The following is a 14,983-nucleotide window of genomic DNA, read 5'->3' on the forward strand; positions in this document are numbered from 1 at the left end:
GCGTTTCTCCGTGCTCGCGCGCGACTCGGGGCGCTCGACCGCATATCTGGCTCAGAACCGCGCATTATCGGTGCCTGAAGGGCGCAGCAGCAAGCCGTAAGCTTAAAGCTACAAGCAAAAGCCCATCTGGACCTTGATTTGCCCCAGTCAGATCGCTGCTTTTGCTTTTTCCAGCTTCCAGCTGCTCTTTCTAGAACAAATCGATCGGATCGACGTCCAGCGACCAGCGCACCTGGCGCCCGCCGGGCATGCTTTCGAGGATCGGCAGCCAGCACGACAGCAGGCGGTGCAGCGGCACGCGGGCGCTGCTCATCAGCAGCAACTGGGCGCGGAAGCGGCCGGCGCGGCGTTCCATGGGCGCCGGCACCGGGCCGAGCAGCTCGACGTCGCTGCCCAGTTGCGCCTGCAGGCGCTCGGCTTCGGCGCAGGCTTCTTCGAGGAAGCCTTCGGCCTGGCCCGGCTTGTGCGCCTCGGCGCGCAGCAGGGCCAGGTGGCAGAACGGCGGCAGGCCGGCGGCGCGGCGCTCGGCCAGGGCCTGGTCGGCGAAGGCGAAGTAGCCCTGCTCGGTGAGTTGCACCAGCAGCGGGTGGTCGGCCAGGTGCGTCTGGATCAGCACCCGGCCGGGCTCCTCGGCGCGGCCGGCGCGGCCGGCGACCTGGACGATCTGCTGGGCCATGCGCTCGCTGGCGCGGAAGTCGGCGGAGAACAGCCCGCCGTCGGCGTCGAGGATGGCCACCAGGGTGACGCGCGGGAAGTGGTGGCCCTTGGCGAGCATCTGGGTGCCGACCAGGATGCACGGCTCGCCCTTGTTGATGGTGGCGAACAGGTCGCGCATGGCGTGCTTGCGCGAGGTGCTGTCGCGGTCGATGCGCAGCACCGGGTAGTCGGGGAAGAGGATGCGCAGGCGCTCCTCGGCGCGCTCGGTGCCGGCGCCGACCGGGCGCAGGTCCAGTTGGCCGCACTTGGGGCACTGGCGCGGCGGGCGCTCGCGGTGGTCGCAGTGGTGGCAGCGCAGCTCGCCGGAGCCCTGGTGCAGCGTCATGCGCGCGTCGCAGCGCGGGCACTGGCTGATCCAGCCGCAGTCGTGGCACAGCAGTGTCGGGGCGAAGCCGCGGCGGTTCAGGTACACCAGCACCTGCTGGCCGGCGCCGAGGGTTTCGCCGATGGCCCGTTGCAGCGGCATCGACAGGCCGGCGTCCAGCGGCAGGCTCTTCACGTCCAGGCGCTGGAACTTCGGCGCCTGGGCGCCGCCGGCGCGCTGCGTCAGGCGCAGCAGGCCGTAGCGGCCGCTGGCGGCGTTGTGCAGGCTTTCCAGCGAGGGCGTGGCCGAGCCCAGCAGGATCGGCACCTTCTCCAGGCGCGCGCGCACCAGGGCCAGGTCGCGGGCGTGGTAGCGCAGGCCTTCCTGCTGTTTATAGGAAGCGTCGTGCTCCTCGTCGATGATGATCAGCCCGGGGTTCTTCAGCGGGGTGAACAGCGCCGAGCGGGTGCCGATGACGATGTCCGCCTCGCCGTCGCGGGCGGCCAGCCAGGCGTCCAGGCGCTCGCGGTCGGTCAGCGCCGAGTGCAGCAGGGCGATGCGCGCGTTGAAGCGGCGCTCGAAGCGGCTCAGCGTCTGCGGGCCGAGGTTGATCTCCGGGATCAGCACCAGCGCCTGCTTGCCGGCCTCCAGCACCTGGTGGATCAACTGCAGGTAGACCTCGGTCTTGCCGCTGCCGGTGACGCCGGCCAGCAGGTAGCTGTGGAAGGCCCCGAAGCCGGCGCGCACGGCTTCGCAGGCGGCGCGCTGCTCGGCGTTGAGCGGCAGCTCGGCCTGGGCCAGCCAGCCGCCGTGGTGTTCCGCCGGCACGTGGCGGCGGCTCTCCAGCGTGGCCAGGCCCTTTTCCACCAGCAGGTCGAGGCTGTCCTTGTTGATGCCCAACTGGCTCAGCAGCTCGTGGAGCACGCCGTGGGGATGCTGCTGCAGCGTCTGCAGGGCCTGGCGCTGGCGCGGTGCGCGGGCCAGGCGCGGATCGTCCAGGCGCGCGCCGGGGACGGCGAGCCAGAAGCGCTGCACCCGCGCCTCGGCCGGCTCGCCCTGGCGCAGCAGGTTGGGCAGCGCCCAGGACAGGGTGTCGCCGAGGCTGTGCTGGTAGTACTGCGCGGTCCAGCGGCACAGCTCCAGCAGGTGCGCCGGCAGCGGCGGCTCGCGGTCGAGCACGGCCAGCGCCGGGCGCAGCTTGTCCTCGGGCACTTGCGAGCTGTCCGCCAGTTCCACCAACACGCCGACGATCTCGCGGCGGCCGAAGGGCACGCGCAGGCGCACGCCGGGCTGCAGGCGGCCGGGGTCGAGCCCGCGCGGCGGCAGGTAGTCGAACAGGCGGCGCAGCGGCGAGGGCAGGGCGAGGCGCAGGATGCTGGGTCGGGGCACGCTGTGGGCTTTCCGGGGCGTGGTGAGGCGGCGATCTTAGCACGGGCCGCGGCGACGGTCGGTCGGCGCCCCGACTTGCGCTGGACAAAGTCTCTGGTATGATCCACGCCCTTAATTTGCGTGCGGTGCCCGGTAAAAGATCCCGCCCGCGGTCCTCGAAGGCCGTGGCTCGGCTTCTGCCAGAGACTGGGTGGCGGCACACCAACCAGAGGAAGACATCATGAAACCGGAAATCCATCCCGCGTACGAAGAAATCGAAGCCACCTGCAGCTGCGGCAACGTGATCAAGACCCGTTCGACCCTGTGCAAAGGCATCCACCTGGACGTCTGCTCCGAATGCCACCCGTTCTACACCGGCAAGCAGAAAGTCGTGGACACCGGCGGCCGTATCGATCGCTTCAACCAGCGCTTCGCCATGTTCGGCGGCAAGAAGTAAGAGCGATTTCCGGAAAAGCCCCGATGGCCTTTCCCGATCTGCTGAAAAAGGCGCCCCTGCGGGGCGCCTTTTTTGTGCTCGCGATTTGCCTGGGCGCACCGGCCCTGGCGGCGTCCTGCCCGGCGCCCAGCGACGCCGGCACGGTGCGCGTGGCGCGGGTGCTGGATGGCGACACCCTGAAGCTGGCCGATGGCCGCAACGTGCGCCTGATCGGCGTCAACGCCCCGGAGCTGGCCCACGGCGGGCGCAGCACCGAGCCCTTCGCCGAGGCCGCGCGGCAACGCCTGCAGGCGCTGGTGGCGGCCAACGACGGCGAATTAGGGTTGCAGCTCGGACGCCAGGGCAAGGACCATTACGGTCGCACCCTGGCCCACCTGTACGACCGCCAGGGGCGCAACATCGAGGCGCAACTGCTGGCCGAGGGGCTGGGCTACCTGGTGGCGGTGGCGCCCAACACCGAGTTGACCGCCTGCCAGCAGGCCGCCGAGCGCGAGGCGCGCAAGGCCGGCCGCGGCCTGTGGAAACGCCCGCCGGTGCGGGACGCGCAAACCCTGCGCCAGAGCGGCTTCGTCATCGTCCGCGGGCGCGTCGCCCAGGTGCAGCGCAACCGCGGTGGCCTGTGGCTGGAGATGGACGGTTCGCTGGTCCTGCGGATCGAGCCTAAGCTGTTGAAAGCGTTCGATAAGCGCACGCTGGAAGCGTTGCCCGGGCGCACCCTGGAAGCGCGCGGCTGGGTGATCGACCGCGCCGCGCGCGGCGCCGTGAAACCGGGGCAGGCACGCTGGATGCTGCCCATCACCGACCCGGCCATGCTGGAGCTGCTGCCATGACCAAGACAAGGATGCTGTTGCTCACCTGCCTGTTCGCCCTGAGCGGCGTGCTGGGCGGCTGCGCGGTCAACCCCGCCACCGGCGAGACCGACTTCGTCACCATGAGCGAGCAGGACGAGCTGGCCCTCGGCCGCCAGGCCAGCCAGGAGGCGGCCAAGCAGTACCCGCGCTATGCCGACGAGAAGCTCCAGGCCTACGTCCAACAGGTGGGCGAGCGCGTCGCCCGGGTCGGCGACCGGCCCACCCTGCAGTACCGCTTCACCGTGGTCGACAGCCCCGATATCAACGCCTTCGCCCTGCCCGGCGGCTACATCTATATCCACCGCGGGCTGATGGCCTACCTCAATTCCGAAGCCGAGCTGGCCGCGGTGCTGGGCCACGAGATCGGCCACGTCACCGCCCGCCACAGCGTGCGCCAGCAGAGCCAGGCCAGCGCCTGGAACGTGCTCGGCGCGGCCGTGGCCATCGGCACCGGGGTCAGCGCCGCCGGCGACCTCACCAACGTCCTCGGCACCGCCGTGGTGCGCGGCTACGGCCGCGACATGGAGCTGCAGGCCGACGGCCTGGGCGCCAAGTACCTGGCCCGCGCCGGCTACGACCCCAAGGCGATGATCCAGGTGGTGCGGGTGCTGAAGAACCAGGAGGACTACGCCCGCCAGGTCGCCCAGGCCAAGGGCGAGGCGGTGCAGCCGGTGGGCTACCACGGGCTGTTCGACACCCACCCGGACAACGACCGGCGCCTGCAGGAGGTGCTGGGCCCGGCCCAGGCCCTGGCCGGCGGCCAGCAGGAGGTCGGCCGCGACCGCTACCTGAAGGCCATCGACGGCATGCCCTTCGGCGATTCCGCCAAGTCCGGCATCCGCCGCGGGCAAAGCTTCTACCACGGCGAGCTGGGCTTCACCCTCAGCTATCCCAGGGGCTGGGGCATGCTCAACCAGCCCACCGCGCTGATCGGCTACCCCGAGGACCAGCAGGCCTACATCGGCATGAAGCTGGTGCCGCGCGACGGCCAGCTGAGCCCGCTGGAATACCTGCGCAAGGGCGCCGGCGGCCGCCTGGCCGACGAGCAGGAACTGAACCAGGCCGGCCTGAAGGGCGCCGCCGCGGTGATCCCCGGTTCGCCCGCGCGGCGCGTGGCGGTGATCTACAAGGACCAGGGCGCCTACCTGTTCGTGGGTGTGGTCAAAGGCCGCGCCTCGCTGGAAAGCCGCGACGCCGAGTTCCTCTCGGTGATCCGCAGTTTCCGCCCGCTGCGCGCCGACGAACGGAAGCTGGCCGAGCCGCGGCGCCTGCAACTGGTCCAGGCGAAGGCCGGGCAAAGCCTGGAACAGCTGGCAAAGGGCGGAAACGAGCCGGAATCTGACGCGATTTCTCGTATACGATTGCTCAACGATTTGTATCCAACTGGTCAGCCAAAACCCGGGGAATGGTTGAAAATCGTGCGTTAGCAGCATTGACACCGCAGCCCTGAAGCTATCTTGGCAGGCGCTTTCTTCCCGCGTATGCTCGGTCGCCCGTCTGTCCAACAAGCAATAAAGCGGAAGTGCCAAAAATGTCTGATCTCAAGACCGCTGCCCTCGAATATCACGCGCAACCCCGCCCCGGGAAACTCAGCGTCGAGCTGACCAAGCCCACCGTCACTGCCCGCGACCTGTCGCTGGCCTACAGCCCGGGCGTGGCCGAGCCGGTCCGCGAGATCGCCCGTGACGCCGAGCTGGCCTACAGGTACACCGGCAAGGGCAACCTGGTCGCGGTGATCTCCGACGGCACCGCCATCCTCGGCCTGGGCAACCTCGGCCCGCTGGCCTCCAAGCCGGTCATGGAAGGCAAGGGCGTGCTGTTCAAGCGTTTCGCCGGCATCGACGTGTTCGACATCGAGGTCGACGCCGAGAGCCCGCAGGCCTTCATCGACACCGTCAAGCGCATCTCCATCACCTTCGGCGGCATCAACCTGGAAGACATCAAGGCGCCGGAGTGCTTCGAGATCGAGCGCGCGCTGATCGAGCAGTGCGACATCCCGGTGTTCCACGATGACCAGCACGGCACCGCCATCGTCACCGCCGCCGGCATGCTCAACGCCCTGGAAATCGCCGGCAAGAACCTGGAAAGCGCGAAGATCGTCTGCCTGGGCGCCGGCGCCGCCGCCATCTCCTGCATGAAGCTGCTGGTGAGCATGGGCGCCAAGGTCGAGAACATCTACATGATCGACCGCCAGGGCGTGATCCACGCCGGCCGCACCGACCTGAACCAGTACAAGGCGGTGTTCGCCACCGAGACCGACAAGCGCACCCTGGACGATGCCCTCGACGGCGCCGACGTGTTCGTCGGCCTGTCCGGCGCCAACCTGCTCAGCGCCGAAGGCCTCAAGCGCATGGCGCCGAACCCGATCGTCTTCGCCTGCTCCAACCCGGACCCGGAGATCAAGCCGGAACTGGCCCACGCCACCCGCAACGACGTGATCATGGCCACCGGCCGTTCGGACTACCCGAACCAGGTGAACAACGTGCTGGGCTTCCCCTTCATCTTCCGCGGTGCCCTGGATGTGCGCGCCACCCGCATCAACGAAGAGATGAAGATCGCCGCCGCCCTGGCCCTGCGCGACCTGGCCAAGGAGCCGGTGCCCAAGGACGTGTGCGAGGCCTACGGCGTGTCGTCCCTGGAGTTCGGCCGCGAGTACATCATCCCGAAACCCATGGACAAGCGTCTGATCACCGTGGTCTCCGATGCTGTGGCCAAGGCCGCCATCGAGAGCGGCGTGGCTACCCTGCCGTATCCGAAGCACTATCCGCTGCAGTCGGTGGAAGACGTGTTCAAGGGCTGACCGGGCCGCTCTCTTCGGCTTGAGGCCGAAGGTGAAAGCGCCGTTTCTTCCGTGAGGGGGGAACGGCGTTTTCGTTTCTGGGGCTTTGTAGGAGCGAGCTTGCTCGCGAAGGGGGGGCCCCCGGTGATTCCGCTGCCTTGGCTTGGCTCCGCTCCCTCTCCCTAACCCTCGGCTGCGCGCCCCGCCCTGAAGGGAGAGGGGACCGTTCGGAGTGCGCTGATGCTTCGGCGTTGGCCGGCGAGCACAGGGACTACCGGCTGAAACCAAGCCTTCTCTCGGCACGGACTAGCCCCCTCTCCCTCTGGGAGAGGGCTGGGGTGAGGGATGCGGAGCCAACCCGAAACACCACCGCCACCGGGAGCTCCATTCGCGAGCAAGCTCGCTCCTACGAAAAGCCGTGCCCACCCGGACGCTGGGCGCGGCCTCTAAACACCCTGCAACAGCCTGTCACGGGCATCCCGGGGCAGGGGACTATGCTGTAGAAAGGCGCCGCCCCTTCATTCGCCCGCGGCGCCGCTTCGGTCCTGGCCGGGGAGGCGTGCCATGCTCACGCTGTTTCGCCGCTGCGCTTTGCTCCTGCTGCTGTTCGCGGCCGGGGCGCTGGCGGCCCCGCCGGCGGTGGTGCTGACGGTGGACGGAGCCATCGGCCCGGCGACTTCCGACTACGTGGTGCGCGGCCTGCAACGCGCCGTGGACGAGGGCGCGCCTCTAGTGGTGCTGCGCATGGACACCCCCGGCGGGCTGGACAGCGCCATGCGCGACATCGTCAAGGCGATCCTCACCAGCCCCATCCCCGTGGTCGGCTACGTCGCCCCCAGCGGCGCGCGGGCGGCCAGCGCCGGCACCTACATCCTCTATGCCTGCCACCTGGCTGCCATGGCCCCGGGGACCAACCTGGGCGCCGCCACCCCGGTGCAGATCGGCGCGCCCGGCGCCCCGGAAAAGCCCCAGGGCAAGGACGGCAAGCCAGCCGTCAGCGAGGAGGACACCCTCAAGCGCAAGCAGGTCAACGACGCGGCGGCATACATCCGTGGCCTGGCGCAGCTGCGCGGGCGCAATGCCGAATGGGCCGAGCGCGCGGTGCGCGAAGCGGTCAGCCTGTCCGCCGAGGAAGCCGTGAAGCAGAAGGTCGTCGACCTGCAGGCCGGCGACCTCGACCAGTTGCTGCGCGCCATCGACGGGCGCAAGGTGCAGGTGGCGGGGCAGGCGCTGAGCATCCACAGCGCCGGCCTCGCCTGGGTCGAGCACCAGGCCGACTGGCGCACCCGCCTGCTGGCGGTGATCACCGACCCCAGCGTGGCGCTGCTGTTGCTGATGATCGGCGTGTACGGGCTGATCTTCGAATTCGCCAACCCCGGCCTGGCGCTGCCCGGCGTGCTCGGCGGCATCTGCCTGCTGCTCGGGCTCTACGCCATGCAGCTGCTGCCGGTGAACTACGCGGGGGTGGCGCTGATCGTCCTCGGCCTGGCCTTCATGGCCGCCGAGGCCTTCGTGCCCAGCTACGGCAGCCTGGGCATCGGCGGCATCGCCGCCTTCGTGATCGGTGGGCTGATCCTGCTGGACACCGACGCGCCGGGCTTCGGCATTCCCCTGGGGCTGATCGTCGGCGTGGCCACGGTCAGCGCGCTGTTCATCGCCGGGGTGCTGGGCGTGGCCATGAAGAGCCGGCAGCGCCAGGTGGTCAGCGGCGCGGCCGGCCTGGTGGGCAGCCTGGCGACCGTGGACGCGGTGGCCGACGGGGATGCCCACGCCGGCTGGGTACAACTGCAGGGCGAACAGTGGCAGGTCCGCTGCGCCCGGACCTTGCGCGCCGGCCAGCGGGTCAAGGTGCTGGCGCGCGACGGCCTGCGCCTGGAGGTGGCGGCCGATGACGAATCGGGAGGTGACTGATGGGTATTCCCTTCGGACTGCTGGTGGCGCTGGTCCTGCTGCTGATGCTGGTGGCCAGCGCCCTGCGCATCCTGCGCGAATACGAACGCGGGGTGGTGTTCCAGCTCGGCCGCTTCTGGAAGGTCAAGGGACCGGGGCTGGTGCTGGTGATCCCGGTGGTGCAGCAGATGGTCCGCGTCGACCTGCGTACCGTGGTGCTCGACGTGCCGCCGCAGGACGTGATCTCCCGCGACAACGTCTCGGTGAAGGTCAACGCGGTGGTGTACTTCCGCGTGCTCGACCCGCAGAAGGCCATCATCCAGGTGGAGAACTTCCTCGCCGCCACCAGCCAGCTGGCCCAGACCACGCTGCGCGCGGTGCTCGGCAAGCACGAGCTGGACGAGATGCTGGCCGAGCGCGAGCGCCTGAACCTGGACATCCAGAAGGTGCTGGACGCGCAGACCGACGCCTGGGGCATCAAGGTGGCCAACGTCGAGATCAAGCACGTCGACCTCAACGAGTCCATGGTCCGCGCCATTGCCCGCCAGGCCGAGGCCGAGCGCGAGCGGCGGGCCAAGGTGATCCACGCCGAGGGCGAGCTGCAGGCCTCGGAGAAGCTGATGCAGGCCGCGCAGATGCTCTCCCGCGAGCCCGGCGCCATGCAGCTGCGCTACATGCAGACGCTGGGCAGCATCGCCGGCGACAAGAACTCCACCATCGTCTTCCCCATGCCCATCGACCTGCTCAAGGGGCTGCTCGAAACAAATGGACAGACTAAGAAGTGACTGACGGCAGGTCGGATGGGGCTGAGGCGTCTACCCTGTAGGTTTTCTGAAAATTCCTTACCGTCCCCTTGCGGACGGACTACGGGGGAAACCATGAGCTACCGCAACCTGGCGGCCCTGACCCTAGTGTCATCCGCCCTTTTCGCCGGCTGCGCCGGCTCCCCGCAGATGAGCTGGTCGCGCGTCGGCGACTCCGCCCAGCGCGCCGTGCTCGACCCCGGCACTTGGGCGCCGGTGGCTGGCGCGGCGGTGATCGCCGCCGGCAACTGGGACCACAAGTGGCAGAAGTCCGCGGCCAACCACGAATGGCTGTTCGGCGGCGACGCCAACTCCGCCGCCGACCACATGCTCAACGCCAGCACCGCGCTGAGCGTGGTCACCGGCCTGGTGGCCGCGCCCAGGGGCAGCGAGGGCGAGGAGAAGTGGGCCTGGCGCGGGCGCAACCTGGCGCTGCTGGCCACCGACCGCTACGCGGTGACCGGCCTGGTGGAGGAGTGGAAGGAGGTGTCCGGGCGCGACCGCCCCGACGGCATCCCCGACGACTCCTTCCCCTCCAAGCACACGGCGGTGACCGCCGTGCACAACAGCTTCACCCGGCGCAACCTGGACTACATCGACATGGACCCGACCCTGCGCTTCACCGCCAAGGCCGGGCTCTACACGGTGGACGGGCTGACCGCGCTGGCGCGGGTGGAAGGCTCCAAGCACTACCCCACCGACACTTTGGTGGGCATGGCGGTGGGCAACCTCGCCGCCAACTTCACCTACAATCTGTTCCTTGAGGGATCGCCAGACAGCGCCTATTCCTTCGGTGTTCTGCCCGAAGCCGGTGGGGGAATGAGCCTGCGCGCGGCGATGCTTTTCTGAGTCCGCCCGCTTGCCGGTAGCGGGGCGCGGGCCTCGAGCAAGGAGAGCCATGCTGCTGCGTGCCCTGCTGATCGCCCTGGCCCTGCCGTTCTGCGCCCAGGCCGAGGAGCCGCTGAACCTGGTCGCCGACCGCTGGCCGCCCTATGCCGACGCGCAGATGCCCGGCCGCGGCCTGGCGGTGCATTTCGTCAGCACCGCGCTGACCCGCGCCGGCTACGCCATCCACTACGCCGAGGTGCCCTGGCCTCGCGCTCTGCACGGGGTACGCAACGGCGAGTACGACGTGCTGGTGGATTCCTGGTACAGCGCCGAGCGCGAGACCTTCGGGCAGTATTCCGAGCCCTACCTGGTGAACCGCCTGCGCTTCCTCAAGCGCAAGGGCTCGCCCATCGTCTTCGAGCGCCTGGCCGACCTCTACCCGTTCCGCATCGCCGTGGTCCGCGGCTACAGCTACACCCCCGAGTTCAATGAGGACCGCCGGCTGCACAAGGTGCCGGTGCTGTCCTTCCCCAACGCCGCGATGATGGTGGTCGCCGGCCGCGTCGAGCTGACATTGGAAGACGAGTGGACCGCCCGCTACATCCTCGAACACGACCTGAAGGACGAGCGCCACAAGCTGGAGTTCCTGCCCCAGCCGCTGTCGGAGAACCCGCTGTACATCCTGGTCAGCCGCGCCAACCCGCGCCACGCGCAGATAATCGAAGACTTCAACCGCGAACTGCGGCTGATGCGCGAGGACGGCAGCTACGACGCCTTCATGGACCTGCGCGGGCCCTGAGCCGGGCTCAGGCGGCGGCTTCCTGCTCGGCGCCGATCTCCTTCTTCAGCAGGTGCGCGGCCAGGCTGCGCAGCGGCGCCAGCTCGCGGCAGATCAGCGCCAGCTGGGTCTGCACCAGGCGCTGCGGGTCTTCCAGCTCCTCCGGCACCTGTTCCAGGCGCTTGGCCAGGTCTTCCTCGGTATCGCTGTGGATGGCCACCGGCTTGCGCTGGGCGAGGCTGGCGGCGATGTCGTCGAGGCTGGCGGTGAGCTGCTCGGCGGCTTCGCCGATCAGCGCGTTGGCCGGCGACTCCGGCAGGCGGTCGCGGTGCGCGCCCAGGGCCGAGAGGTAGCTGAGCAGGGTGTGCGAAAGCACCAGGAAGCGGAAGCCCAGCTCGGCGTCCTTGCGGAAGTGGCCGGGCTCCAGAAGCATGTTCGACAGCGTGGTGGAGAGCGTCGCGTCGGCGTTGTGGGCGTTGCGCCGGGCGGTGCGGTAGATGAGGTCGTCGCGCTTGCCGCTGGCGTACTGCTGCATGATCTCGCGCAGGTAGCGGGCGTTGCAGGCCAGGGTGCCGCCGACCAGGCTGTGCAGGCGCCGGCCCTGCCAGTCGGGGAGGATGAGGAACACCGCCAGGCCGGCGATGAAGGCACCGAGCAGGGTGTCGAACAGGCGCGGCAGGATCAGCCCGTAGCCGTTGCCCACCTGGTTGAAGCACAGCAGCACCAGCAGGGTGATGGCCGCGGTGGCCAGGGTGTAGCGGGTGCTGCGGGTGGCGAAGAAGGCCACCCCGGCGACCACCGCCAGCAGCGACTGCACCAGCGGGTTGGGGAACAGGTCGATCAGCGCCCAGCCGGCCACCAGGCCGACGAGGGTGCCGAGGATGCGCTGCACCAGGCGGATGCGCGTGGCGCCGTAGTTGGGCTGGCAGACGAACACCGTGGTCAGCAGGATCCAGTAGCCCTGGGTCGGGTGGATCAAGTGCAGCACGCCGTAGCCGGCGGTCAGCGTCAGGCCCAGGCGCAGGGCATGGCGGAACAGCAGCGAGGTGGGCGTGAGCTGCTGGCGGATGCGCTCGAAGGCATCGCGCAGCGAGCGCGGCGAGCGGTCCAGCAGGGCGCTGTCCTGTTCCTCGGCGAGGGCGTCGGGGTTGCTCGCGCCGCTGAGCTTCTGGTCCAGGGTGGCGAGGTTGCCGGCCAGGGCGCCGAGGGAGCGCAGCAGCGCGCGCCAGGCCGGGTTGCCCTGCTGGCGCAGGTATTCCAGCGAGGCCTGGAGGTCGGCCAGGGCCTGCTCGCTGTCGTTGTAGTCGAAGCGCTGGCGCAGGCGGATGGCCCGCGACAGCGCCTGGCAGGCCTTGCCCTGCTGGTTGAGCAGGCGCTGGCAGCGGAACAGCACGTCGCTGTGGAAGAAGGCCTCGGCCAGGCGGTTGTAGGGGTAGTGCGAGGAACTGGCGCGCTCGTGGACGTCCTGGGCGATGAAGTACAGCTTCAGGTAGCGGCTCAGCTTGGCCCCCGGGCGGCCATGGCTGAGGCGGCTGAGGATGGTTTCCTTGGCCTGGTTGAGCGTCACCACCAGCCTGCCGTTCTGCCGCGCCAGGGCCAGGCGCCGGTCCTCGACGTCGAGCTGGCGCAGCGGTTCGAACAGCGTCGACTTGATCTTCAGGTACTCGCCCAGCTCGAAGTAGGCGCGGGCCAGCACCTGCTGCACCGGCTGGTTGGCGAAGAGCGCGTTCCACAGCACCGAGAGCACGCCGTACCAGGCCGCGCCGGCCACCAGCAGCAGCGGCTCCTGCCACAGGTCGCCGGGGGCGCCGCCGCGCTGGTCGACGCCGATCATGGTGTAGATGGACAGGATCAGCGTGGCCGAGGCGATGGCCGCATAGCGCTCGCCCAGCGCGCCCAGCAGCGTCATGCCGAACGCCGACAGGGCCAGGCCGGCGACGAACAGCCAGGGGTAGGGGAACAGCAGTTCCACCGCCAGCGCGGCGATGAGGAAGCACACCAGGGTCACCAGCAAAGCCTTCAGGCGGCCCAGCCAGTGGTCGTCGGTCTCGGCCAGGGCGCTGGCGATGATGCCCAGGAACAGCGGGATCACCAGCTCGGTGCGGCCCAGCAGCAGGCAGGCGGCCATGGCCCCGGCCAGGGCGATGAACACCCGCAGGCTGTAGGCGAACTTGTCCAGCGCCCACAGGCGCCGCAGGGTCTCGAACAAGGGGGAGGAAAGCATGCGCGTCGGGGACTTCCGAGGTGTCTCTGCGCTGAGACTAGCGGATCGCCTGGCGCGCGGCTATTGGTTGCGGGGGATGCTTTTCGTGGGAGCGAGCTTGCTTGCGAAAGGTGCTTGCCCTGAAGAGCGCCCTCTCCCTAACCCTCTCCCTGAAGGGAGAGGGGACCGTTCGGAGTGCTTGGGTATCTCGGCGTTAGCCGGCTAGCACATAGGCTGCCGGCTGAAACCAAGCTTCCTCTCGGCACGGACAAGCCCCCTCTCCCTTCAGGGAGAGGGCTGGGGAGAGGGGCTCTTCGGGATGACCACCAAGCGTCCCCCGTAGGGCGAATAACGTTCAACGTTATCCGCCGCCTGGCCTAGATCGCAAAGCTTGCCCGGTTCGACCTCGGAGCGGGCCGTGGGGCCGGTGTGGCGGCGTATAACCGCGAGCGGTTATACGCCCTACGCACGGAATTCCCTTGCGCGTCAGAGGATGCGCACCTTGAACGAACGCCCCTTGATCCTGCCTTCCTGCAGGCGCTTGAGCGCCGCCTTGGCCTGGTCGCGCTGCACCGCCACGTAGGCCTGGAAGTCGAAGATGGCGATCTTGCCCACCGCGCTGCCGGGCAGGCCGGCGTCGCCGGTGAGGGCGCCGAGGATGTCGCCTGGGCGCAGCTTGTCCTTGCGCCCGCCGGCGATGTTCAGGGTGGTCATCGGCGGCAGCAGCGGCGCCGGGTTGGCGCGCAGGAAGTCGATGCGCTCCCAGTTCAGCGGCTTGCCTTGCAGGTCTTCGATGGCCTGGGCGCGGGAGGCTTCGGCCGGGGCCACCAGGGACAGCGCCAGGCCCTTCTCGCCGGCGCGGCCGCTGCGGCCGATGCGGTGCACATGGACCTGGGCGTCGCGGCTCAGCTCGACGTTGATCACCGCCTCCAGGCCCTCGATGTCCAGCCCGCGGGCGGCAACGTCGGTGGCCACCAGCACGCTGCAGCTGCGGTTGGCGAACATCGCCAGCACCTGGTCGCGCTCGCGCTGCTCCAGGTCGCCGTGCAGGGCCAGGGCGGAAATCTTCTGCGCGTCCAGCGCCTGGGCCAGCTCCACGCACTGCTGGCGGGTGTGGCAGAAGGCTACGGCGGACTGCGGGCGGAAGTGCTGCAGCAGGCGCACCACGGCGTCCATGCGCTGGCGCGGCTCGATTTCGTAGAAGTGCTGTTCGATCTGGCTGTCGTCGTGCAGCGCTTCCACTTCCACGCGCTCGGGCTGGCGCAGGAACTTCGCCGCCAGTTGCTCGATGCCGGCCGGGTAGGTGGCCGAGAACAGCAGGCTCTGCCGGCGCGCCGGGAGCTGGCCGATGATGTCGGCGATGCTGTCGTAGAAGCCCATGTCGAGCATGCGGTCGGCTTCGTCCAGCACCAGGGTGTTCAGCCCGTCGAGCACCAGGGAGCCGCGGCGCAGGTGCTCCTGCACCCGCCCCGGGGTGCCGACCACCACGTGGGCGCCGTGCTCCAGCGAGCCGATCTGCGGGCCGAAGGGCACGCCGCCGCAGAGGGTCAGCACCTTGATGTTGTCGGCGGCGCGGGCCAGGCGGCGGATCTCCTTGGCCACCTGGTCGGCCAGCTCGCGGGTCGGACACAGCACCAGCGCCTGGCAGCCGAAGTAGCGCGGGTTCAGCGGGCTGAGCAGGCCGATGCCGAAGGCCGCGGTCTTGCCGCTGCCGGTCTTGGCCTGGGCGATCAGGTCGCGGCCCTTGAGGATGACCGGCAGGCTGGCGGCCTGGATCGGCGTCATCTCTTTGTAACCGAGGGCTTCGAGGTTGGCGAGCAGGTCGGCGGAGAGGGGCAGGCTGGAGAAGGCGGTGGAGGTCACGAAGAAAAAACCCGACAGGCGTGTGGGCGCGCAGTGTAGCAGGAGGGGCGCCGCAGAGCCCTGGAGAAACGGGTAAAACCCGCGAATCCACTGGCGTTGGTCAACACCCGTCCGAAACGGACGGACGGTCGTATAGTGTATG

11 protein-coding genes are annotated in these 14,983 nt (G+C 69.3%); 8 read left to right on the forward strand and 3 right to left on the reverse strand.

Features of this window, described 5'->3' with window-relative positions; translation table 11 throughout:
* Nucleotides 1-190: 190 nt before the first annotated feature.
* On the reverse strand, nt 191-2,410 hold the full coding sequence (locus tag QSJ95_RS05410) for a primosomal protein N' (RefSeq protein WP_285640643.1): 2,220 nt from the start codon (nt 2,408-2,410) through the stop codon (nt 191-193).
* A 220-nt stretch (nt 2,411-2,630) separates the two neighbouring features.
* Between QSJ95_RS05410 and rpmE the strand changes: the two genes are divergently transcribed.
* From rpmE to QSJ95_RS05450, 8 genes are all read left to right on the forward strand, one after another.
* Nucleotides 2,631-2,846 carry a 50S ribosomal protein L31 gene (gene rpmE, locus QSJ95_RS05415; RefSeq protein ID WP_009615432.1) on the forward strand — a complete coding sequence of 72 codons (216 nt, stop codon included), beginning with the start codon at nt 2,631-2,633 and terminating at the stop codon, nt 2,844-2,846.
* 23 nt (nt 2,847-2,869) lie between these two features.
* Nucleotides 2,870-3,676, forward strand: coding sequence for a thermonuclease family protein (locus QSJ95_RS05420; RefSeq protein WP_285640645.1), 807 nt, complete (start codon nt 2,870-2,872; stop codon nt 3,674-3,676).
* Nucleotides 3,673-5,124: a M48 family metalloprotease gene (locus QSJ95_RS05425; RefSeq protein ID WP_285640647.1), complete on the forward strand. Its 1,452-nt coding sequence runs from the start codon at nt 3,673-3,675 to the stop codon at nt 5,122-5,124. The genes QSJ95_RS05420 and QSJ95_RS05425 overlap by 4 nt, the downstream gene beginning before the upstream one ends.
* Before the next feature lie 104 nt (nt 5,125-5,228).
* Entirely contained in the window at nt 5,229-6,497 is a 1,269-nt protein-coding gene (locus QSJ95_RS05430) for a malic enzyme-like NAD(P)-binding protein (protein WP_064581775.1), read from the forward strand.
* A 543-nt stretch (nt 6,498-7,040) separates the two neighbouring features.
* Nucleotides 7,041-8,387 (forward strand): NfeD family protein, encoded by a 1,347-nt coding sequence (locus QSJ95_RS05435; protein ID WP_058072788.1) that lies wholly within the window; start codon nt 7,041-7,043, stop codon nt 8,385-8,387.
* On the forward strand, nt 8,384-9,151 hold the full coding sequence (locus tag QSJ95_RS05440; protein WP_141766302.1) for a slipin family protein: 768 nt from the start codon (nt 8,384-8,386) through the stop codon (nt 9,149-9,151). Before QSJ95_RS05435 ends, QSJ95_RS05440 begins: the two co-directional genes overlap by 4 nt.
* A gap of 93 nt (nt 9,152-9,244) precedes the next feature.
* Complete coding sequence (locus QSJ95_RS05445) at nt 9,245-10,018, forward strand: phosphatase PAP2 family protein (protein WP_043269411.1); 774 nt, start codon at nt 9,245-9,247, stop codon at nt 10,016-10,018.
* Between the two features lie 49 nt (nt 10,019-10,067).
* On the forward strand, nt 10,068-10,796 hold the full coding sequence (locus tag QSJ95_RS05450; RefSeq protein ID WP_043319149.1) for a substrate-binding periplasmic protein: 729 nt from the start codon (nt 10,068-10,070) through the stop codon (nt 10,794-10,796).
* A 7-nt stretch (nt 10,797-10,803) separates the two neighbouring features.
* On the opposite strand, the gene yccS is transcribed toward QSJ95_RS05450, so the two are convergent.
* Together yccS and dbpA are read right to left on the reverse strand one after the other, a co-directional pair.
* Complete coding sequence (yccS, locus tag QSJ95_RS05455) at nt 10,804-12,999, reverse strand: YccS family putative transporter (protein WP_285640653.1); 2,196 nt, start codon at nt 12,997-12,999, stop codon at nt 10,804-10,806.
* A 465-nt stretch (nt 13,000-13,464) separates the two neighbouring features.
* Nucleotides 13,465-14,841 (reverse strand): ATP-dependent RNA helicase DbpA, encoded by a 1,377-nt coding sequence (dbpA, locus tag QSJ95_RS05460; RefSeq protein WP_043269405.1) that lies wholly within the window; start codon nt 14,839-14,841, stop codon nt 13,465-13,467.
* Nucleotides 14,842-14,983: the final 142 nt, after the last annotated feature.

This window comes from Pseudomonas sp. NBRC 100443 (assembly GCF_030268185.1).
Taxonomy (GTDB): domain Bacteria; phylum Pseudomonadota; class Gammaproteobacteria; order Pseudomonadales; family Pseudomonadaceae; genus Pseudomonas; species Pseudomonas citronellolis.